19 protein-coding genes and 1 pseudogene are annotated in these 22,776 nt (G+C 37.0%); 15 read left to right on the plus strand and 5 right to left on the minus strand.

Going from position 1 to position 22,776, the window contains the following annotated elements; genetic code table 11:
* Window positions 1–8 precede the first annotated feature (8 nt).
* Complete coding sequence (locus AYT27_RS08980) at window positions 9–152, minus strand: hypothetical protein (protein ID WP_172642076.1); 144 nt, start codon at window positions 150–152, stop codon at window positions 9–11.
* 207 nt (window positions 153–359) lie between these two features.
* Here AYT27_RS08980 and AYT27_RS02060 point away from each other — a divergent pair, with 207 nt between their 5' ends.
* From AYT27_RS02060 to AYT27_RS02070, 3 genes are all read left to right on the plus strand, one after another.
* Window positions 360–1,103: a 16S rRNA (uracil(1498)-N(3))-methyltransferase gene (locus tag AYT27_RS02060; RefSeq protein ID WP_011180332.1), complete on the plus strand. Its 744-nt coding sequence runs from the start codon at window positions 360–362 to the stop codon at window positions 1,101–1,103.
* Window positions 1,104–1,171: 68 nt separating this feature from the next.
* Window positions 1,172–2,545, plus strand: a complete 1,374-nt coding sequence (locus tag AYT27_RS02065) for a glutamate--cysteine ligase (protein ID WP_011180333.1) — start codon at window positions 1,172–1,174, stop codon at window positions 2,543–2,545.
* An 816-nt stretch (window positions 2,546–3,361) separates the two neighbouring features.
* Window positions 3,362–4,717: an L-cystine transporter gene (locus AYT27_RS02070; protein WP_011180334.1), complete on the plus strand. Its 1,356-nt coding sequence runs from the start codon at window positions 3,362–3,364 to the stop codon at window positions 4,715–4,717.
* Window positions 4,718–4,732: 15 nt separating this feature from the next.
* Here the strand turns inward: AYT27_RS02070 and AYT27_RS02075 are convergent, their stop codons facing one another.
* On the minus strand, window positions 4,733–5,617 hold the full coding sequence (locus AYT27_RS02075) for a methyltransferase domain-containing protein (protein WP_034447413.1): 885 nt from the start codon (window positions 5,615–5,617) through the stop codon (window positions 4,733–4,735).
* A gap of 185 nt (window positions 5,618–5,802) precedes the next feature.
* Here AYT27_RS02075 and AYT27_RS02080 point away from each other — a divergent pair, with 185 nt between their 5' ends.
* Window positions 5,803–6,588, plus strand: coding sequence for a ComF family protein (locus AYT27_RS02080; protein WP_034447412.1), 786 nt, complete (start codon window positions 5,803–5,805; stop codon window positions 6,586–6,588).
* 47 nt (window positions 6,589–6,635) lie between these two features.
* Entirely contained in the window at window positions 6,636–6,893 is a 258-nt protein-coding gene (gene grxC / locus AYT27_RS02085) for a glutaredoxin 3 (protein WP_011180337.1), read from the plus strand.
* 22 nt (window positions 6,894–6,915) lie between these two features.
* Here the strand turns inward: grxC and ubiG are convergent, their stop codons facing one another.
* Window positions 6,916–7,659: a bifunctional 2-polyprenyl-6-hydroxyphenol methylase/3-demethylubiquinol 3-O-methyltransferase UbiG gene (gene ubiG, locus AYT27_RS02090; protein ID WP_011180338.1), complete on the minus strand. Its 744-nt coding sequence runs from the start codon at window positions 7,657–7,659 to the stop codon at window positions 6,916–6,918.
* A gap of 193 nt (window positions 7,660–7,852) precedes the next feature.
* On the opposite strand from ubiG, the gene AYT27_RS02095 reads away from it, so the two are divergent.
* Window positions 7,853–9,109 carry an aspartate kinase gene (locus AYT27_RS02095; RefSeq protein ID WP_011180339.1) on the plus strand — a complete coding sequence of 419 codons (1,257 nt, stop codon included), beginning with the start codon at window positions 7,853–7,855 and terminating at the stop codon, window positions 9,107–9,109.
* A 922-nt stretch (window positions 9,110–10,031) separates the two neighbouring features.
* On the opposite strand, the gene nhaA is transcribed toward AYT27_RS02095, so the two are convergent.
* Together nhaA and AYT27_RS02105 are read right to left on the minus strand one after the other, a co-directional pair.
* Window positions 10,032–11,393: a Na+/H+ antiporter NhaA gene (gene nhaA, locus AYT27_RS02100; protein ID WP_011180340.1), complete on the minus strand. Its 1,362-nt coding sequence runs from the start codon at window positions 11,391–11,393 to the stop codon at window positions 10,032–10,034.
* Window positions 11,394–11,547: 154 nt separating this feature from the next.
* Complete coding sequence (locus AYT27_RS02105; RefSeq protein WP_011180341.1) at window positions 11,548–13,236, minus strand: hypothetical protein; 1,689 nt, start codon at window positions 13,234–13,236, stop codon at window positions 11,548–11,550.
* A gap of 366 nt (window positions 13,237–13,602) precedes the next feature.
* Here AYT27_RS02105 and AYT27_RS02110 point away from each other — a divergent pair, with 366 nt between their 5' ends.
* The 9 genes and pseudogenes from AYT27_RS02110 to AYT27_RS02150 all read left to right on the plus strand — a co-directional run bounded on the left by AYT27_RS02110 (window position 13,603) and on the right by AYT27_RS02150 (window position 22,413).
* The gene (locus tag AYT27_RS02110) at window positions 13,603–15,375 is read left to right on the plus strand and encodes an SLC13 family permease (protein WP_011180342.1); all 1,773 of its coding nucleotides are present in this window, start codon (window positions 13,603–13,605) and stop codon (window positions 15,373–15,375) included.
* Between the two features lie 663 nt (window positions 15,376–16,038).
* Window positions 16,039–16,710 carry a DUF2659 family protein gene (locus AYT27_RS02115; RefSeq protein ID WP_011180343.1) on the plus strand — a complete coding sequence of 224 codons (672 nt, stop codon included), beginning with the start codon at window positions 16,039–16,041 and terminating at the stop codon, window positions 16,708–16,710.
* 4 nt (window positions 16,711–16,714) lie between these two features.
* Window positions 16,715–18,142, plus strand: coding sequence for a ribosome biogenesis GTPase Der (gene der / locus AYT27_RS02120; RefSeq protein WP_011180344.1), 1,428 nt, complete (start codon window positions 16,715–16,717; stop codon window positions 18,140–18,142).
* A gap of 893 nt (window positions 18,143–19,035) precedes the next feature.
* A pseudogene (locus AYT27_RS09140) lies at window positions 19,036–19,495 on the plus strand (integrase); the annotation flags it as partial.
* A gap of 221 nt (window positions 19,496–19,716) precedes the next feature.
* The gene (locus tag AYT27_RS02130) at window positions 19,717–20,142 is read left to right on the plus strand and encodes an AtpZ/AtpI family protein (RefSeq protein WP_011180345.1); all 426 of its coding nucleotides are present in this window, start codon (window positions 19,717–19,719) and stop codon (window positions 20,140–20,142) included.
* Between the two features lie 7 nt (window positions 20,143–20,149).
* The gene (locus AYT27_RS02135) at window positions 20,150–20,908 is read left to right on the plus strand and encodes a F0F1 ATP synthase subunit A (RefSeq protein ID WP_011180346.1); all 759 of its coding nucleotides are present in this window, start codon (window positions 20,150–20,152) and stop codon (window positions 20,906–20,908) included.
* A 58-nt stretch (window positions 20,909–20,966) separates the two neighbouring features.
* Window positions 20,967–21,197 (plus strand): F0F1 ATP synthase subunit C, encoded by a 231-nt coding sequence (locus tag AYT27_RS02140; protein ID WP_004855165.1) that lies wholly within the window; start codon window positions 20,967–20,969, stop codon window positions 21,195–21,197.
* A gap of 142 nt (window positions 21,198–21,339) precedes the next feature.
* A complete protein-coding gene (locus tag AYT27_RS02145; protein WP_011180347.1) occupies window positions 21,340–21,906 on the plus strand; it encodes a F0F1 ATP synthase subunit B in 567 nt (188 codons plus the stop codon).
* A 12-nt stretch (window positions 21,907–21,918) separates the two neighbouring features.
* A complete protein-coding gene (locus AYT27_RS02150; protein WP_011180348.1) occupies window positions 21,919–22,413 on the plus strand; it encodes a F0F1 ATP synthase subunit B in 495 nt (164 codons plus the stop codon).
* Window positions 22,414–22,776: the final 363 nt, after the last annotated feature.

Below are 22,776 nucleotides of genomic sequence, written 5' to 3' on the forward strand. Positions count from 1 at the left end.
GCTTATGCTTATTGAATTTGAGATGAGATGCCATAACCATCTTCGGTTATTGTGCGCTTCCCATCTGCTCCAACAGAGCCAATTCCTACAGTAATGAGAATAAAGGCGAAGAGGGTTATAATAGTAATAACCGTGGCTTTTTTAGCAGACATATTTTCCCTCCAATCATGTAAATGCAATGGTAATGGTTGTATTATTACAAATCTGTATAAAAGCAGAATCACCTAGTATTCTCTTTGTTCCCACTCTTATCTTATAAATGTAAAAAAACTTTATAGTTTTATAGATGTAATTTTGTCTTTTTGTTATATATTTTCTTCATTTTTTCAACGATCATAGTGAGTTTGGCACAATTTTTTATGCGTATAAATTATAAACTTAAAAGATTATTTATTCGACAGCCACTTGTCATAAATGAAAAAATAAAGATAGAAGGACCGCAAGCTTTTTATATTGTACATGTTCTGCGTATGCAAGAAGGAGCAGAAATTTTACTTTTTAATGGACAGGATGGTGAATGGCTTGCTAAACTTATCACCATTAAGAAAAAGTTTGTTGTAGTTCAGCTTATCCATCAAGAAAGATTTCAAACAGCGCTTTCAAATCTCATTTACTGTTTTGCTCCACTCAAAACCGCGCGTTTGGATTACATGGTGCAAAAAGCTGTAGAAATGGGGGTATCAGTTTTGCAGCCTGTTATAACGCATCACACACAAGTTACGCGTATCAATATGGCGCGTATGGAGTCTAATGTTGTTGAGGCTTCTGAACAGTGTGGCATTTTATCTTTGCCAGAATGTGTACCTGCTGTGTCGTTAGCGGAGCTTTTAGCACGTTGGGATGAAACACAACCTTTGTTCTTTTGTGATGAGACCCACAAATCGCATAATCCATTACCTCTTTTTAAAAAACGTGAAATGCTGGCGCCGGGTATTCTCATTGGACCAGAAGGTGGCTTTAGTCAAGAAGAGCGAAGCTTTTTAAAAAAACATCCTTTTGTAATTTCGATACCATTAGGTCCGCGTATTTTACGCGCCGACACTGCAGCTGTTGCTGCTTTGGCTCTTTTGAATGCTACGATAGGGGATTGGTCAATTGATTGAGAAATCTGTAAAATTATTTTAAACGATTCCTGTAAAATGATGGAACTAATGGTAGGATACAATAAGTTATGGCACTTGATATAACTGATGAAAGTGAAATTTATAACTTAGATTCCTTGGTTAGCTATTCCCAAGGGGGGTGTAAAGCAGAGCATGATTGGCGTATTGGTACAGAACATGAAAAATTTCCTTTTTATAGAGGTGACTTTCGTCCTGTTCCTTATGAAGGTTCGAGAGGAATACGCGCACTTTTAGAGGGAATGCAAAAAGCGTTAGGATGGGAACCTATTTTAGATGAGGGAAATATTATTGGGCTTGTAGGATCGGTTGGTCAAGGTGCTATTTCTTTGGAACCAGGAGGACAGTTTGAATTATCTGGCGCACTACTAAAAACGATTGGTGATACTTATTGCGAAGTAATTGAGCATTTAGCTCTTCTCAAGAAAATTTCAGAGCCATTGGGTATTGGTTTTCTAGGCATTGGTGCTAGTCCAAAGTGGACATTAACTGAAACTCCACGAATGCCTAAATCACGTTATCGGATTATGGCCAATTATATGCCAAAAGTTGGTCATAGTGGTCTTGATATGATGTATCGCACATCGACTGTTCAGGTTAACCTTGATTTTTCATCTGAAACGGATATGCGGCGAAAAATGCAAGTATCAATGAAGTTGCAGTCTATTGCGACAGCATTATTTGCCAGCTCACCTTTTACTGAAGGGCGACCGAATGGCTTTTTGTCTTGGCGTTCTGAAATTTGGTGCGATACTGATAATCAGAGGACTGGGGTCCTTCCCTTTATATTTTCTGAGCGCTTTGGTTTTGCGGATTACGTTGAATGGGCACTTGATGTCCCGATGTATTTCGTTGTGCGTGACGGTCGTTATTACGATTGTACACATATAACTTTTCGTCAGTTTATGAATGGAGCATTAAGAGGGCAGGTTGCAAATGCAACACCCAATATGGGAGATTGGATTAATCATCTATCGACTTTGTTTCCTGAAGTACGCTTAAAACGATTTTTGGAAATGAGAGGTGCTGATTGCGGTTCTTTGAAGCGTATTTGTGCGTTGTCGGCTTTTTGGGTTGGGATTCTTTATGATAGTGAAGCGCTTAATGAAGCAGAGGCTTTAACAAAAGATTGGTGTTTTGAAGAAGTTTTGGATATGCGCAAACGTGTTCCTAAAGAAGGGTTAAAAACACCTTTTCGTCAGACCATCATTTTAGAAATAGCACGTCAGGCTGTTGCTATTTCACACAAGGGTTTAAAAAATCGTCGGCAGTATGCTTCTAATGGTTTGGATGAAACAAGTTTTTTGGCTCCCTTAGAAGAGGTTATTGCAATGGGACAAACAGATGCTGATAAATTTTTGTCTCTTTACCATTCTATTTGGGATAAATCTGTAGAACCTGTCTTTTTGGAATGCGTCTATTAAATTTTAAAGCAAGAAAAGCGCTGTATATTTTTAGAAGAACTACATACCATTGTTACAGCTCATGCACAGACTTGCTTTAAGAGAGATATCTCACTTTGTTCTCCATTTCATCTTCTGATGCTTGTCCATGGAGAATACAACGCAAGATTTATCGGGCACTGTCATCTTTATTTATGTAAGTAACAGATTCACTCTCATGATATTTTCTTATTCTACTTATTATGTAGCTAGCAAAAGATTTTTTAATTTACTTTAAAACGGGCTTAAAATGAGGGAATTTTGATTATATTCAAAATCCCCATTTAAGTAAAAAACAATAAATTATCTTTATAAATCAATATTATTGACAATAAAATGACGCATATTTTAAAAGAGGTAGAGATGAAAACTTTCATAATATCGATAATAAAATTGGTAAGGATGATTTAATATCGTATTAAGAAAAAGAAACCATGTAATTATCCGGTAGTTTATATAAGTCTTATTGCTTTACGTAGTAAGAGAGAAATGATAACATTATGCATATAATAAAGCATATTGAAATTTTCCTTTTAGTATCGGGATCCAATGAAATAGTGTTTATATTTTATCTGGTTTAAAAATTTTTATGGATAAAAGAAAATAATTTTATTTGATTTTTTTATCTTCTTTAAGCAGTTATTAGGAGATAAAAATTTCCCTTCTAACCTGTAAATTAAAAAAATAATGATTTTGTAAAAGCATCTTAAGCTTTATATTTCATTTTCAAATATCACGCATTAATTCTGGACTGTGCATATGATTCAATATCAAGCATAACAATAGTGAGCATAAACAATGGCATTTAATTTTTTCATCAATTTATTTCTATTTGTTATTTTTTTGTTATGGCTTGGCCAGAGTAAGAGGATGAAATGGAGCCTCTCATTACGTGTTATGCTAGGGCTTATCCTTGGCTTGATTTTTGGCAGTGTTTTGCAGGTTATTTATGGAGAAGGTGAAGCTACTTTGTTGAAATCAATTGAATGGTTTAACATTGTTGGTAATGGCTATATCTTGTTATTACAGATGATTGTTATGCCATTGGTTTTTATCTCTATCGTTTCAGCGATCGCTCATTTGCATTCTGTTTATGCTATTGGCAAAATGAGTATAATGACAATTTCAATATTGCTCTTTACAACTGCTCTTTCAGCGTTGGTTGGCGTTTTGGTAGTTAATGCCTTTGGATTAACGACGAGTGGTTTGGTAAATGAAGGGCAAGATGTTTCTAATATTCTCGGGGATCGTATTTCTCAACTTGGGGATATGAATATTCCAAAGATGATTTTATCCTTAATTCCTAAAAACCCCTTTGCTGAGTTAAGTGGAGCCAAGCGTACATCAATTATCAGTGTTGTTATTTTTGCGTCGTTTTTAGGGGCTGCGGTTCTTCTTTTAAAGAAAGATGAGCCAGATAAAGGGGAAAAAGCACTTCTATTTATTCAAGTGGCACAATCTTGGATTATGCGGTTAGTCCGTATTGTGATTGCTTTGACACCTTATGGTATTTTTGCACTTATGACTAAAGTAGGTGCGTCTTCGCATGTTGCAGATATTTTAAATTTATTGGTTTTTATTATCGCCTCCTATGTTGGTATTATCCTTATATTTGGAATTCATGGTGTGTTGCTTGGTATATCGGGAATTAATCCCTTCCGTTTTTTCAAAAAGGTTTTACCGGTTTTGACATTTGCTTTTAGCAGTCGTTCAAGTGCTGCAAGTATTCCTTTAAATATTGAGGCCCAAACGCAATGGATTGGTGTCCCACAATCAATAGCCAGTTTTGCAGCCTCTTTTGGGGCCACAATTGGACAAAATGGTTGTGCAGGTCTTTATCCAGCAATGCTTGCGACCATGATAGCGCCCTCTATGGGTATTAATCCTTTTGATCCTACGTGGATTGCTGCTCTTGTTGGTGTTGTAACGTTGAGTTCTATTGGTGTTGCTGGTGTTGGTGGTGGTGCTATTTTCGCTGCATTGATCGTGTTGCCAATTATGGGGCTTCCTGTTTCTTTGGTCGCTGTACTTATGTCTATTGAACCTTTCATTGATATGGGGCGTACAGCTTTAAATGTAAATGATTCAATGTTGGCTGGAACTATAACCAGCCAGATGTTACAAACAACGGATAGAAGCATCTTTGAAAAATAATTTTCATGGTGAATCTTATGTTTTTTTTGACTGTTTTACTAAAACATCTGCAAGAGATATTTGCGCTGAGCCTGGCTGTATGGGTTTTTGCTGATTTGGGTGAGGAGCCCAACCAGAAAGCCAAATGAAAGAAAAATGCGCGCGAATACGGCCATCAAGATCGCTAAATCGTTTTGCATAGATTTCAGCTGCACGGAGAAAAAAGCGCTTGGATACAGGGCGTCGTGAGCGATTAATGAGCGCATTTTGCATTCCCATAGCTCTAAGGTCATTTATGAGATCAAACATTGTATCGTAGCGTATTGTGACATCTTCAATATCTGCTACAGGGAGAGCAAAACCAACACGCTGTAAAAGAGCACCTACCGCACGAATATCGGCAAAAGGATAGATCCTTGGACTTGCCCCGCCATAGATTTCAATTTCAGCTTGCAAGAGGCATTCACGTAATTCTGAGAGCGTACCAACCCCAGCCATAACAGCCAGAAATAAACCATCTGGTTTAAGGATATTTTTTATCTGACTAAGAACGCCAGGGGTATCATTGGTCAATTGTAATGAAAGAAGTGAAACGATAAGATCACAATAATTTTGAGGAAAATCAAGAAATTCTCGAGAACGTAAATGAAATTTTTTGTCATGGTTTTGATAAAGCATGTCGGTTTCAACACGTTCTATGGAATGAACTTTTCCAGATTTCATAAGGGTTTGTGCTGCAAGATCTGTATGGCTGTGTAAATCTAAAGCTAATGTAAAGAGACGATCAACAGTGTTAAGACGTTTATAGAGATCTTCAGCCATGTGGGATAGTAGAAAGTCATACCCTTCTTTTGCTTTTTGAAAAGCGCGTTTGCGGAATTGTTCAATGCGTTCGTGATCAAAAATTAAAGGATGCGACATATCGTTAAGGTCTTTTGATCTTTAATGAATATAGTTTTGAGAGAGTTCATTTTTGTGCAAGTTTTGTCAAGTTTATGATGTGAAAGAAAAACAAATTTCTAAGAAGTAAGAGTTTTTAAAGGAATTAAAATTAAAAATAAAAAAAGATTTTTTGTACAGGGAAGCTATAAAAGCCTAAATTAATGATGTTATGTTTTCAAGAAGTGGCTTTAAATGGCGGGAATATATTAAGTAAATTTACTGAGCGCTTGCTAACAATTTTATATCCGCCGATTTGCCCTGGATGTAAGCAAAGAGTTTCTGCTTATGGTACCATTTGCTCTGAGTGTTGGAAAGATCTTCAATTTATTACAAAACCTTATTGTCCTGTTATGGGAGTTCCTTTTGTTTATGATATGGGGGACGGTTTTCTCAGTGGTGAAGCGCTTCAAAATTCTCTACCTTTTTCACGTGTTCGCTCAGTTATTGTTCACAAGGGGGTAGCACAATCTCTGGTAACACGATTAAAATATGGTGATCATGTAGAATTGGCATCTTTTATGGCTAATTGGATGGTATCTGCTGGACGTGAGATTGTTGATGATTGCGATATTATTATTTCCGTTCCTTTGCATTTTCGTCGTTTTTTGAAGCGACGTTATAATCAATCTGCTGAGCTTGCGCGTTATATTGCAAGAGTGCAGAAAAAAGAATTTAAGCCCGGTTGGCTTGTACGTTGTCGGCATACTCGCCCGCAGGTGAATTTATCTGCTAGGGAACGAAAACTGAATGTGCTGAATGCTTTTGAAGTACCACGTAAAGTTAAAAAATATCTAAAGGGACGTTCTATTTTGCTCATTGATGATGTTTTTACAACAGGCGCGACAGTTACAGCCGCAGCTGCAACATTAAAACGTGCAGGGGCGCGTCAAGTTGATGTGCTAACATTTTCACGTGTACTAAAAGAGGCTTCTATATTTCCTAATTCTTGAGAGAAGCTTTAATTTATAAATATTTTGAAAACATTGGAGAAAACACGATGAAAGAAATCATACTTTATACACGTCCTAACTGTCCTTACTGCAAGAGAGCACGTGATTTGCTTGATAAAAAAGGTGTAAAATATACAGATATTGACGCATCAACTTCTCTTCGCCAAGAAATGGTGCAGCGAGCGAATGGGCGTAATACATTTCCACAAATTTTTATAGGTGATTATCATGTTGGCGGTTGTGATGATCTTTACGCTTTAGAAAATAAAGGGAAGCTCGATTCTTTGTTGCAGGACGTACATTAAATTAATTGGAGATTATGTTTGCTTAAGATTTTTTTGCCAGAAGCAGATAATTAACGTTCATATCTTTTGAGCGATTCCAGCTGTCGTTTAATGGATTATAAGTAACACCGATCTCATCAACGACAGTGAGAGCGTTTTGTAATAAGAGATTCTTCAGTTCTCGAGGTTTGAGAAACTTTTTATAGTTGTGGGTTCCTTTCGGAAGCCAACGTAAAATATATTCAGCGCCTATAATAGCGAGTCCCCATGCTTTCCATGTACGGTTGAGTGTTGAGATAAACATCAATCCTTGTGGCTTGAGCATTTTTGCTGTAGCCTCTATGAAGAGATTAACATCAGCCACATGTTCAACAACTTCCATATTAAGGATGATATCAAATTGCTCTCCTTCAGTAGCAAGTGCTTCCGCAGTAGTGGTGCGGTAGTCAATTGAAAGGCCATTTTGGGCTGCGTGGATTTTTGCGACTTCAATATTTGTTTGGGAAGCATCAGCTCCTACAACCATAGCGCCAAGACGTGCCATTGGTTCGCATAATAAACCACCTCCACAGCCAATATCAAGGATTTTTAAATTTTCGAAGGGCTTAAGTGAAACAGGATCACGATGAAGTTCTAGACAGATTTTTTCTCTAATGTAAGCAAGGCGTGTTGGATTGAATTGATGAAGTGGCCGAAATTTTCCGTGTGGATTCCACCATTCAGCGGCAATACGCGAAAAATGGTCAACTTCACTTTGATCAAGTGTGGTGCGTGTTTCATTTATCATATTGCTCATTTTTTATTTTTTCATAATTAAGTCAAGTTGATTGTATCCAAAGTCAAGGGAAATTAACATACATAGAGTGCACTTGCACAAATGATAGATATTAGGTATGTGAAAAGTGGTTTATTGATACGGGAGTAAGTCCTTATTTTTACTGTCGTTTGAGATAAGAAACGTAAAGGTAAGAGTATTATTGATGGCGCGGATTGTCATGAAATTTGGCGGAACATCTGTAGCAAACATTGAACGTATTTATAATGTTGCACAGCATGTTAAAAGAGAGGTAGATGCGGGCAATGAGGTTGCGGTGGTGGTATCCGCAATGGCCGGTAAAACTAATGAGCTTGTTCAGTGGACATGTGACGCTTCACCAATACATAAAGATGCTTATGAATATGATGTGGTTGTTGCTTCTGGTGAACAGGTAACGGCAGGTTTGTTGGCCCTTACACTTCAAGAAATGGGAGTGAATGCTCGTTCATGGCTTGGTTGGCAAATTCCTATTCACACAGATAGTGCACATGGGAGTGCACGTATTACAGATATTGATGGATCTTTTTTAATACAACGTTTTCAGGAAGGTCAGGTAGCAGTTATTGCTGGTTTTCAAGGATTGGCGCCAGATAATCGGATTTCTACTTTGGGGCGTGGTGGATCAGATACAAGTGCTGTTGCAATGGCAGCAGCTATACAGGCTGATCGTTGTGATATTTATACAGATGTGGACGGTGTTTATACAACGGATCCGCGCGTAGAACCTAAGGCACGTCGTTTACCAAAAGTGGCTTTTGAAGAAATGCTGGAAATGGCTTCTCTTGGGGCAAAAGTTTTACAGGTTCGGTCTGTTGAATTGGCTATGGTTCATAACGTCCGTACCTTCGTGCGTTCAAGTTTTGAGGATCCCAATGCATTAGGCATGGGTGATCCAATGAATTCTTCTGGAACACTTATTTGCGATGAGGATGAAATCGTGGAACAACAGAATGTTACTGGTATTGCTTTTGCTAAGGATGAAGCGCAAATTTCGCTCCGTCGGCTTGCAGATCGCCCAGGGATCTCCGCAGCAATTTTTGGCCCCTTGGCCGAAGCGCGAATTAATGTTGATATGATTGTACAAAATATTTCTGAAGATGGTTCAAAAACTGATATGACTTTTACTGTACCATCAGCAGATGTAGATAAGGCTGTTGCGCTTCTTGAGAAAAATCGTAAAGAGATTGGGTTTGATGTTATCCAATCTGAAAGCGGTCTTGCCAAGATATCTGTTATTGGTGTTGGAATGCGCAGTCATGCAGGTGTTGCGGCTACAGCTTTTAGGGCTTTGGCTGAAAAGGGTATTAATATTCAAGCAATCACGACTTCAGAGATTAAGATTTCTATTTTGATTGACAGCGTTTATACTGAGCTTGCAGTGAGAACATTACATGCTGTTTATGGACTTGATAAGGGTTAAGCATAAAAGGTTTCCAATAATGTGATCATTCATAGGAGTAGGGGAGTGAAAAACTCCCTACATAAGTTGTTCAATGGAAGATGAGAAATATACACTCGTTCAAATATATATGTTATGTAGGAAACTTTGTGAATGCTGAGTTAAATTATAGAGCTTATAGATTTGATTTCATTGAATTATTCACGCTATTATGCAAAATAGAGGCGACGAGATATATTCCCTTAATATTTTTTATTTTCTCAAATGATTGTTGAAAACTTTCTATAGATACGGTGGATTTAATTTTATTTTTTGCATAAGGGTGAATAAAAATCTAAAATAAATAAGCGCACAGCAATTGTGAGTTGAAGGAAGATATTCACTTTAAAGAATGCACAAAATCCTTCTTTTTTCTTAACGTACTGATTTCCAGGTTTGATTTATCTACTCTTTTCGGCTTTGGATATAAGGTCATTTATATCAACTTCAGTAAGAAAAGCCTCAGATAGTTTCAATCAAACTAAATAACAATCTACTGCGTTTATGAAAACCGTAATTTGCATAATTATAGTTATGATAAAATTGAGATATTTGAGACTGTTCATTAAAACCTTTTGAAAAGGTTACAATAGATAATTTGTTCCTTTTGATTATCTTACACACACCATTCATCTATATTAATCGGTCAGGATCTAAACAAAATCAGATGAGGACGTAGTGTTTTATGCTAATCACACATTATGAGGATGGATCTCCTTACATAAGATTTTAAGATGGGATTAAATAATTTTCAAAAAAATACCTTTTCCAATTGTCAGTCGATGATAGATATCAGAATGTTTTTTCTTATTCATTTTTGTAATTATGATACAGCCATAATGTAACAACTCAATCAAACTGTTTTGTAAAAGATGAGCATAAGAAAGTAGGTTTTCGTTTGTTTTTATTGAGAACTATGAGACGCTTTTTTATTGCGTTTGATATAAATGAGGCCATATCCAAGCCCGATAAGAGCAGATAAACCAGATCCACAAAGAACACCAATTTTTGCAGAATCAAGCAGAACAATATCTTTAAAAGCAAGCATTGAAACAAAGATAGACATTGTAAAGCCAATTCCTGCTAAAAACCCAATCAACAAAATTCCTGCCCATGTCATTTGAGGAGGCAATCGACACAGCCCTGATTTTACTGCTAGATAACTTGCAGTTATAATACCAAGAGGTTTACCAATAAAGAGACCAATTACAACACCAAGAACAATCAAGAAAGATTTATCAGAAGAAAGATCAAAATTTGCAAAACTAACACCAGCATTTGCAAAAGCGAAAATTGGCATCACACCATATGCGACCCATGGATGCAATGCTTTTTGAATACGTGTTACTGGCGCAATTATATCACGTTGTCCTTTACGCATTTTTTTCAGTGCAGTTGAGATATGATGCAGGTCTGTTTTTGTATTTTTTTCTTGAAGAATTTGCATAGCGTTGCTCAGTATTGTAAGCGGAGCTATAAGCGTACGAGTCGGAAGAACTGGAGTCATCATACCTAAAATCACACCTGCAAGTGATGGATGAATGCCCGTTACCATTAAGCCCCACCAAATGATTGCACCAGGTAGAATGTAAAGCCATGCTGATGCGAATCCAATCCATTGAAAAAATAATACTAAAGCAATACCTGCTATAGCAATAACGAGACCACTAGGATCAATGTTCGTTGAATAGAAAAAAGCAATAATAAGAACAGCTATAATATCATCAATAATTGCTAAGGATAAGAGAATGATATGAAGGTTAGAAGGAATTTTTTTTCCAAGAAGAGCAAGAATACCTAGCGCAAAGGCAATATCTGTTGCTGTTGGCACAGCCCAACCATGTATCTGTCCACTGTTAAAGTTGAAGCTGAAATAAATAATTGCAGGAAGACAAACTCCACCTATTGCTGCAACAATTGGTAAAATTGCTTGTTTAAAATCGGCTAGAGCACCTTCATGAATTTCACGTCGGATTTCCATTCCAGCTACGAGAAAGAAAACAGCCATGAGAGCATCGTTAACCCAGAAATGTAAATCCCATGAAAGGGTAAAATGGCCAAAGTTAAAGCCAAGAGGTGTATGCCAGAAGGATTCGTAAAGAGAAGCATATTCAGAATTGGCAAACATGAGTGCAGCAGCAGCGGCTAATAAAAGGACAACACCGCTGAGGGCTTCGATATGGAGAAAACGCTCAATAGCTGAAAGCGCTTGATTCGTAACACGAGAAGCGCGATTAGGCAGGCGATTTGAAGATAAATCAGACATAAACAACTCCAACTATCGACAATTTTACGAATATATATTTTCTACATGAACTCTTTTGTATGGTATTCTCTTGTACCATACAAAAGAAAAAAGAAGGATAAAGCTCTTAAATCTTATAGACAAGATCATTATATTAAAAAATAAACATATTTTTTTAAGGTGATGATTCATTTTTGACAGTGAGATTTACTTTGCTCAAAGCTGTGGACAAATCATTTTGAAGTGCAGTTTCGAGATCAGCGATTGTGAGGCCTTTGTTATCTTTTGCTGTTATTTTAATAATCAATGTTTGTGGATTTTTAGCAAAATCACCAAAGGACTTTGCAATACTTTCAGCTTTTTCGTGATTTTTCAAAAATATTCGGGGGCTTTGTGTCATCATGATATAGAAGTCATCATAGAGTTCCTTTTTGAGATCATGTTTGCTGTCATTAAGATTTTGTGCAAGATAAGAAAAGAGTTTATCAATGAAACCAGCATCCGTATAGCGTACGTCAATTTCAGTTATACCAAAATTTTGAGAGACAGCAGTTATTGCCTCTTTTTGCCCAGAGAAGAGCTTTGTATCAACATCAATAGCTTTAGCAGATATTTCTCCAGAGCCAATATTCTTTATATTGAAAGACATTGGATTAAGAAGGAGGGTATGCCTTTTTTCATCATAGGAGATATTAAGTTTTCCTGAAAGATCAAGGCGTTCAACATCCATGTTTTGGAGGAATTCTAAGTCTTTTTCATTCATTTTTTTAGGTACAATCGAGAGATTATCGAGAGAGAGCAGAAGTTTTTTCGGTATAGGCTGCTCCCATTGGCTTGGTTTGAATTGGAAGGATGCAAGGGTTGCTTTTAACTGTGGTATATCAATGGTGACGTTATCAATTTTGGCATCGATTGAAGTAGTAGCAAGTAGAGTGTTTAGAATAATAGCATTCTCTGTTATTTTTTCAGCTTCTTGGTTATTTTCTTTCCTTGCATTAAGATAAGCTTCAACTAATCTCTCAGGTGTTTGTTTGAACGGCTTCATTTTTAGGCCAGATGTTTTGAATTTGCCAAGAGAAAAGGAAATATTCTTCTCTTTTTCTTCAAAAACATTGACCATTACGTTCTCTAAAGAAATAGGACCAATGATGGTTTTTCCTTGATTGAGAACGTTACGTTTTCCGAAAATGATAGAATGTGCGTAATTGATGTCAATATCTTGCGCTTTTATTGTATTACTCTTGACGTTCAGCATCTGTTTTGTACCATTTGCGGTTATCGTCGCAAGGCCCATATTTTTGATGCTAACAGAACCAATACGACCATTTTTAAAATGAGAAAGCTGAAAACCTTTTATTTCAAATTTTCCGGTTAATTTATTCTCGTTTTTTACAGAAAGAGATATATCTGGTGCAATCATGGAGGCAAATTGAAGACGCATAATTTGTTGCAAAAGACGCGATGTGATTGTTTTATCCTTTTCTTTTAAGGATACGCTATTAAAAGAAATTTTGGGAATTTGGAGGTGAATATTATGACGCTTTAAGTCAACATTATAAAGTGTAAAAGTGCCAGGAATAAAAAAAAGAGGGGGGCGAGCTGAAATGGCACCAATTTTAAGTGATATTCCGGCAGGAACTGGTAGGGTAACATTTGTCAAATTGACTTTGCCTATGATACTAACTTCAGATGTTTTTGCTTTTATGGAGCGACGTGCTATTTCTTGTTTCACAAAACTGTCAAGATAGGGTTTTGCCATATAAAAACCGCCGACAAATATAATTGCCAGAATAGCAAAAAATCCAATAATAAGTGTAAGCCAATGTTTTAGATTACTTCGGTACCCACTATTAAGATTGATCATTATTTTTTCTTTCACTTTTATCATTTTCTCAAAAGAGTGAAAATAAATTTCTTTAAATAACGACAAATGTTAAAATATAGCATGTACCATTTTCAACAGTTATCTATTTTTACTCTCTTTTTTAGAGGCATTCTCGCTTTTTTATAATGCAACTGTATTAATTGTCACCAATTTTCTTTGGTTTTAGCCTTTTATAAAAGGCACTTATAACAGACAAGAAGATATATGCTGATCCTCATTTTACCATTTTAAATCACTCTAAGGTATTCCTATTTCTGCTTTTATCTTGCCGCTGTTTATAAGAACAGCTAAAACACAGAAGATATGGTATTGTTTATTACAATTTAATGGGGAGAAATGGGTATCATGACAGAAAATCAAATAATGGCTTTTCCTATCATTGGTCTCATGATGATTTTTTTTATTTGGGATCGGTTCCGTTATGATCTTATCGCTATTTGTACATTACTGATTGCTTGCATTGTTGGCCTTGTCAGCCCGAAGGAGGCGTTTAGCGGTTTTAGTAATGATATTGTTATCATTGTAGGGAGTGTATTTGTTGTCAGTACGGCTGTATCGCGTTCTGGTATAATGGAATTTATTATCCAACGGATTTGGCCAGAGGTAAAATCTGTGCGCCTTCAATTGGCGTTTTTGGTTATTTCTGTGGTGCTTTTATCAATGTTTGTTAAAAACATTGGTGCTTTGGCTATCATGCTTCCGATTGCTTTTCAATTTGCTCGTCGTTCTCAGGTTTCACCTTCTGTCTTTTTGATGCCAATGGCATTTGGTTCTTTGTTAGGTGGTCTTATGACTCAGATAGGAACTTCCCCTAACGTTGTCATTTCAGCTATGCGAGAACGTTTATCTGGGGCTCCTTTTACTATGTTTGATTTTACACCGGTTGGTGCAGCTGTTGCTACTGCTGGTGTCTTATATTTGGTTTTTTTTTCTTGGCGTTTGCCTGTGCGTGTTCGTTCAGGTGTTTCGTTTGATGATGCGATTGATATTCGTAATTATGTTTTGGAAGTGCATATTCCAGCAAATTCGCCGATTGTGGGAAAAACTATTGTTGATCTTGTTAAGCCATCAGGCGGTGATGTTATGGTGGTTCAAATTATCAGAAATAAAATATCTATTTCCCCATTGCCAGATTTTGTTTTGTCTGAAAATGATATTGTTTTGCTGGAAGGTTCACATACGGGGCTAGATAGTGTAATGAGTGCTGCTCGTTTAGAGTTTGCTACTGATCGAACTATTTCCACGGGTGATAAGGACAGCGACATTAATATTGTTGAGGCAGTCATAACACATAATTCACCTCTTATTGGTGTCAGCGCGAGAGGTTTTTCACTCTTTGATCGCTATAATGTGAATTTGCTTGCGTTAAGTCGTCAGCATGAAAGAGTGCGGGGGAGACTCGGTGATATAGACTTTCATCTTGGTGATGTGATTGTTTTGCAGGGACAAGATGCGGTTATCCCAAATTTGTTACGGGAACTGAAATGTTTGCCTTTAGCAAAACGTAATATTGTGTTTGGTAATTTACGACATGGTTTCGTCTCTTTAGCTATTCTCTTTATAGCAATTATTTTTACGGCTTTTCAGATTGTTCCAGTTGCGTTTTCTTTTTTTTCTGCTGCCGCTGCAATGGTTATCTTTCGCGTTTTTCCAGCGCGTGATTTGTATCAAGCACTCGATGGTCAAATATTAGTCTTATTAGCAGTTCTTATTCCAGTGAGTGAAGCGTTAGAGAAGACAGGATGTACGGATCTTATAGGTCAGTGGCTTAGTCAATTAGCGGTATTTTTTCCTCCATCTGGTGCATTAGCGCTTATGTTGATTACAGCCATGTTGGTAACGCCATTTTTAAATAATGCAGCGACAGTGATGATGGTAGCACCAATCTCGTCGAGTTTTGCGCATTCTCTTCATTATAAACCTGAAGCTTTTCTGATGGCTGTTGCAATTGGTGCGGGGTGTGAGTTTCTTACACCTATTGGACATCAAAGTAATATGCTTGTGATGGCGCCAGGAGGATATCGTTTTAGTGATTATCCACGCTTTGGCGCTCCTTTGGCAGTATTAATAATAATTGTTGCGGTTCCAATGCTCATGTGGATTTGGCCATTACAATAGAACATTTTTAGAACCTATAAATATCCAATCACAAAGGTCGTTAATCTTATAAAGGTAAGTTGAAATGAGAGACTTTGCGTAAATGGTTTTGCTTGAAGCATGTATTTGTATCAAGCTTTATTATGGACTTCAGTATTAATTTTATGAGAGTAAAAATGCTTGTTTATTTGGTTTAAAATGTTTTCAATTATGAAAATTGAGCTATGGATTTTTTATGATGTTTTTAGTGAATTGGCTTTCCATTGTCATTTTACTGTTGAGGATTTTAAAAACCACAACACACCAGTTACTTTTAAGATTTTAAAAGGTTTTTTCTATACACATAATGAGTGATGCTCCTAACTCACTAGGGGGAGATAAGGATAACACTATCGAGATTGTAAGCAAGTATTCATAGTAACGATAGACCCGTGATGACTTTCCTATTTTTACAAATAAAGCTCTCTAAGAGCTGTAATGTGAACTAAAAGGCATTAACATTGTTTTTGATTGATACATTTGAAAAAATCCAATCCGATCAGATATACAGTGATTTGAAATGAATAGGCTATGATTTGAAACGAATAAACTGGCAATTTTAAGATTTTAAGTTAATTAGGGCTACCATATTTATTCATTTATGCGTAAAAGTGCAGAAAGTAATTTTTTTCAAGGTTATGATACATGTCGTATGATAGTTTTATTTCTGAAGTTAATGCAGAGTTTCGTCAGGAAAAGGCTCTTGCTTTTTGGAGACGTTACGGTTTGTGGGTTGTTTTTGCAGCCATTATTTTTGTATTGATGATCGTTATTTATCAAATTTATCATCATGTGCAAATGAAGAAAGCCGGTCATATTGGTGATGCATTTATAGAAGTTCTTGATTTTGCGGATACACGCCATTTTGATGAGGCGATGAAACGATTGGAAGATGTTAAAGCCTCTAACTTTGGTGGGTATCCTTTTCTTGCGCGTTTGCGTGAGGCTTCTTTACTCATGGAACAAGGGGATGCTGTTAAATCAGTGGAGGTTTTTGATTCTATCGCGGCTGATGAAAAAGCACCACCAATTTTGCGGGCAGTTGCAAAAATTCGGGCGGCTTATATTTTGGTTGATACAGGAAGCTTAGATGATGTCAAAAAACGCGTCAAAGACATGGCAAATGATCTTGGGTCTATGCGTATGTCTGCAAGAGAGGCTTTGGGTTTAGCTGCTTATAAAGCTGATAAAATGGATGAGGCGGTTGATTATTTTAGGAAGATTTCTAAAGAAGGTGCTCTAGGATCAAAAATAACAGAGAGAGCACGCATTATGCTTGAGCTTATGCAAGCTGAGGGCAAGGCAAATAGGGAATAAATTAATGAGCCTTACCATTGCTATAGTTGGTCGTCCTAATGTTGGAAAGTCAACGCTTTTTAATCGTTTGGTTGGGCAAAAATTGGCTTTGGTTGATGATAAGCCTGGTGTGACACGCGATCGGCGTGTTCATGCTGCAACACTTCAAGATCTGCGTTTTGATGTGATTGATACGGCTGGGTTGGAAGAAACCGGTGATCATACACTCGAAGGTCGTATGCGTGCTCATACAAAAGCTGCTATCGATGAAGCGGATCTTATTTTATTTGTATTTGATGCAAAGAGTGGAATAACGCCGAGTGATTTAAATTTTGCGTCACTGGTTCGCAAATCAGGCAAGCCGATTGTGCTTGTTGCCAATAAATCTGAGTCAAAAGCGGCAATTGGGGGAGAATATGAGGCATGGTCGTTAGGGTTGGGGGAGCCTTGTTCAATATCTGCTGAACATGGTTTAGGTCTTTCGGATCTTCGTGATGCAATTATGAAGGCTAGTGGGGGAGAGAGAATTTTTGCAAGCAAAAACCAAGAAGAACATATTGCTTTACAGTCAGCATCTCTTGATGATTATATTGATAATTTAGAAGAAAAGGGGGATGTTTACGATAAAAGTAAACCCCTTCGGATTGCAGTTGCTGGTCGCCCAAACACCGGAAAATCAACTCTCATCAATAGGATGTTAGGGCAAGATCGTTTGTTGACAGGACCTGAAGCAGGATTAACTCGTGATTCCATTTCTGTGGATTGGGAATGGCGCGGTCGTCATATTAAGCTTTTTGATACTGCAGGTTTACGTCGAAAGTCGAAAATTCAAGAAAAATTAGAAAAACTTTCTGTTGCAGATACTTTGCGTGCAATTCGTTTTGCGGAAGTGGTAGTAATTGTTTTTGATGCAACTACACCTTTTGAAAAGCAGGATTTACAAATTGCTGATCTTGTGATTCGTGAAGGGCGTGTTCCACTTATTGCTTTCAATAAGTGGGATCTTATTGAAAATAGTCAGGCAACATTGGTTGATTTGCATGAAAAATGCATCCGCCTTCTTCCTCAAGTTCGTGGTTTGAGAGCTGTTCCTTTATCGGGTCAATATGGTCAAGGGATTGATAAATTGATGGAAAATGTCATGATGATGCACCGTGTGTGGAATCGTCGTATTTCCACGGGAAAATTGAACCGATGGCTTGAAACGATCGTTGCGCATCATCCCCCGCCTGCGGTTTTGGGGCGTCGACTTAAGGTCAAATATGTCACACAGGTTAAGACACGTCCTCCTGGATTTGTGTTTTCTTGCTCGCGACCAAAGCTCATGCCTCAATCGTATTTACGTTATCTTTCTAATGAATTGCGTAATACGTTTGATATGCCTGGGATACCAATTCGCATATCATTACGGGCATCTGATAATCCCTTTGCAACGCGTTCCAAAAAGAAATAATCACTCTCTATTTTTTCAAAGTTTATGAAATCTGCATTTAATAAAAACAATTTTTTAAATAAGCTTTTTTATGAATTATTGAGTTTTAATATCAAAAATGAATTGATCAACAAAATAGACATAATGTTATCTTCGATATGATAAATTGATTTATAAAAATAATTTATTACTCTCCTTATTAAATGAGAAAATCCGATAGAGTAATACTCTTTCATTTCAATTCCCCTTATCAAAATTAAAAAATTGCAGTTTAATTCCACGTTAGAGGAGAGATTAACATGTGGACAAAAATCGTTTGAGAAAGAATACAATCCTCTTAATGCAGGAGCAGATGCGAAATTGGAGACTAGAGAATAGCATTATGGTGCTGGCTTGTGCAAAGAGCTTTGCACCATCTTTCCATAGGCAGTAAAGGTAGTTGGGGGGCAAGAATGCCACTGTTTGCGGTGGTTTATTCAAATAAAAATGTTTGCAAAAGTTATCAATATTCAAGTGGTAGGAAGAGAAACGCCAACTTTGATTGCAATTGCACAAAGTGGTATAGCGTTCATCTTTAAAATCCTGTTTAACAGCTCTTTGTATATGTTCTGTATGAAAAGGGAGGGCTTATATTTCGTACATTCAAAGAGGAATGCGTTTTATTGATGAAGGATGGATGAAGCCTAAAATAACGGATTTATCTCGGAGGATGTTTGCTCAGTGTGTTTCTACATTTTGGACAACGCATTGATTTATAACGGTAATGCATTGTTTTACATGTTGAATGAAAGTCCTGAATATCGTAAGATTCTTTCATTTCAAACTTGTTTATATTGCATCAAAAAAACTATTCCCTTGCACGTTATAAGCGGGGCTGGCGTGTGGATAAAAACTATTAAAGACAAGAAGTAAAAATGCCTCTTATGAACCGTCTCAAGTGCCAATGGCTGTCGCAACATTGGGAGTTAGTAAAGAGTATGAGGGTGCTGACTTGCTTCTCATAAGCGTAAAGATGGGGAGGCACAATGGCTTTATCGTTATATCATTTACGGGCGTGGTGTCGCAAAATGGACTGGCGGGCATTGAGAAATTTTTCTTTAAAACAAACGCGTGAATTGGCAATCCAATGCCATTCTGTTTTACATGAAAGGCGTGATCCCATTAAAGAACGTGAGAAACAAAAGCGTGAGGCAATGCTTAATCTGCATGATTTAAAAGATATTGCTCCTCAATGTTTTTGAAAGTCGTAAAGTCGAATTAAAAGGAGATGGTAAAGATGGGAACTGGTTTAGACCCTTAAAACTTTATATTCTTCCCAAATTAGGCTGTATACCCGTTTTAGAAATTATCCAAACGGGCAGAAGGACAGTTATGGTTTTATTTCAAGGTAATGCAACAGGGCATTATCACCCGGATGAGGAGGGCATTTGAAGGTGTGTTCAGGGTTGCAGTTTATAAAATTGAAAGCCACGCTATTTATGCGATAAATTGTGATAGATTTCTTTTATTGGCTTGACGAATAAATTGGGGACCAATATGTTACGCACGGTCTTGTAAGATGCGTTTTGACTTTGCTTTTTATTAAGGAGCCAATTATGGCAAAGGACAACGAGCCCGTTGTACCAAAAGAGGAAGCTGACGGAAAAAAGCAAGAAGACTGTTTTAATTCAGAGGATTTGGAATGTCGTAGTCAGAATTTAGGTTTAGCTTTAATGCGTAAAAAAGCATTAAAGAAGCGAGGGTATAGAAAAGAGGGAGGAGAGCCACAAGGAACGATGGCACGTGCAATTAAGCTTTCTAGTGAGTTTTTGGCAAGTATTATCGTAGGCGTTGTTTTAGGGTTAGGATTTGACCAGCTAGCAGGTTCATTGCCATGGGGATTAGTATTTTTTCTTTTTCTTGGATTTGCTGCTGGTGTCTTGAGTATTCTTCGGTCTGTAGGCTATATTGCCTTCAGTCAATTAGGTCAAAAAGGCGCGTCGCGCCAAGATAAAGGGGCCGATAAAAGGTCCGATAAATGAGGTTGAAGTGACATCGCACGCTCCAGATCCTGTTCATCAATTTGAGGTTTCACGGTTGATTAATATTTCCATAGGAAATATGGATTTATCTTTTACAAATGTATCATTTTTTATAGTTGCGACTGTTGTTGTAAGTTCAGTCTTTCTCTTTATTTCCTCATCAAGTCGAGGGTTAGTGCCAACGCGGATGCAATCTGTCTCAGAGATGGCGTATGAATTTGTAGCATCGACTTTGCGAGAATCATCTGGTGTGCAGGGAATGCAATTTTTTCCTTTAGTTTTTTCTCTGTTTACTTTTATTTTGGTTGCTAATTTTATTGGTCTTTTCCCTTATTTTTATACGATTACTTCTCAGATTATGATCACGTTTTCACTGGCGATGTTGGTGATTTTTACGGTGATTAGTTATGGTTTTTATAAGCATGGGGTTGGTTTTTTGAAACTGTTTGTTCCCAGTGGGGTGCCTGTTCTGATTTTACCTTTGGTTACGATGATTGAAGTTATTTCTTTTTTCTCTCGTCCTATCAGTCTTTCACTTCGTTTGTTTGCAAATATGCTTGCTGGCCATATTACCCTCAAAGTTTTTTCTGGTTTTATTGTCTCAATGATTGGAATAGGAATCATGGGCGTAGGTGGTTCTATTTTACCGCTTATCATGACTGTAGCGATTACTGCTCTTGAATTTTTGGTTGCGTTTCTTCAGGCTTACGTTTTTACGGTTTTAACTTGTATGTATCTTAATGATGCAGTCCATCCGGGGCATTAATAAAACTGGCGGTTTTCCGTCAAATGGTGCAATTTCGCTTTAAAGGAGAATAAATAATATGGAATTAGTGCTTGCAGCAAAATATATTGGTGCTGGTCTTGCTTGCTTTGGTATGGCAGGCACAGCTTTAGGTCTTGGAAATATTTTTGGTAGCTATCTTTCTGGTGCGTTACGCAATCCATCAGCTGCAGATAGTCAGTTTGGTCGTCTAGTTTTTGGTTTTGCTGTGACAGAGGCTTTGGGCATTTTTTCATTGCTTGTTGCTTTGTTGCTTCTTTTTGCGGTTTGATTATTTTCAAAAGGGTATATCTGCTTTCTTTATGAGAGGTAGGCATGCTCTTTTGATTTTATATAAGGAAGGAACGTTAGTCAGCCATCATTTGTTCTAAAATAAAGAGCCTTAAGTCAGGTTATTTGAAGGATAAAAAAGAATGTTTATTTCCAGTGCTTATGCGCAGAACACTGAGACATCGTTAGAGCATATTAAAAATGTAGCAGAGCGTATCGATCGTGTGTTTCCACCTTTTGATTTTGTGCATTTTGGTTCACATCTTTTTTGGTTAGCAATTTCTTTTGGGCTTTTTTATCTTTTCATTTCTCGTGTGATTGTACCGCGTATTGGTGGTGTTATTGAAACACGTCGGGATCGAATCGCATCTGATTTAGATCAAGCGATGCGCATGAAACAAGAAGCAGATATTGTTGTTGAAACTTACGAACGGAAGTTAGCACAAGCACGTTCACAAGCTCATGTTATAGCGCAGACAGCTAGTGAAGAGATAAAACAAAAGGTTGAGCTTGAACGAAAGGAAATTGAAGCAAATTTAGAGAAAAAGTTGACAGATGCTGAAAAACAGATAGCAAAAATTCGCGATAAAGCTATGAAGAGTGTTGGCTCCATTGCTGAAGAAGTAGCTCTTGAAATTGTAAAAAAATTGATTGATGTTGAAGTCAGTAAAGAGTCTGTTCGTTCAGCTGTTAAAGCTACAGGTTACTGAGGATTTACAAAAATGACAGATACTTTTTGGGCTTTTGTTGGATTAGTTCTTTTTTTAGCTCTTTTGGTTTATTTTGAAGTTCCAGAAATGGTCTTACGCCATCTTGATACACGGGCAAAGCGTATCAAGGATGAGCTTGATGAAGCTCTGCGTCTTCGTGAAGAGGCTCAGGAAGTTCTAGCTGAATATCAGCGCAAACATGCAGAAGCAGAAAAGGATGCGCAAGAGATTATTGCTGCAGCTAAACGTGAAGTTGAGGCTGTTATCTCTGAAGCTCGTATAAAAGCAGAAGAATATGTAAAGAATCGCAATAAATTGGCAGAGCAAAAAATTGCTCAAGCAGAAGCTGATGCGATACGTATGGTATCGTCGTCTGCTATCGATTTGGCGGTTTCTGCTGCCCGTGTGCTTATCGAAAAGGAATTAGATTCTCATAAAGCGAATGAACTCATTAAGGAGTCTCTTGTCCAAGAATCTCTCACAAAAATGAAAACGTATCTTAATTAAGAGTTAGCCTATCTTAATCCAGGTATTAAGTGATTTCGAAAGTCTAATCCTTGGAGGAGAGTGTTCTTTTTCAAAGCTGGCAATGATTTTCTGATTTTTATCTCTCTTAGCTTTTAGAGTTGATGATTTAATCACCTTTCTGCTTAATGATAATAAAGTATTATTTACACTAAAAATAATTACAATTTTTTTAAATTATCTCAAGCCGTATAGTGAAGTTATTTCATAAGGTTCTTTTAAAATACTTAATGATAGTGCTCAGGAAAAGAAGAATTTTATTTTCATTATTTTTTCAATTTATAAAATATTAGATTTTTTTCATTTCATTCTCTAAGCCAGAAAGATGATTAAACTATAGAAAAA

Source organism: Bartonella henselae str. Houston-1 (assembly GCF_000046705.1).
Taxonomy (GTDB): domain Bacteria; phylum Pseudomonadota; class Alphaproteobacteria; order Rhizobiales; family Rhizobiaceae; genus Bartonella; species Bartonella henselae.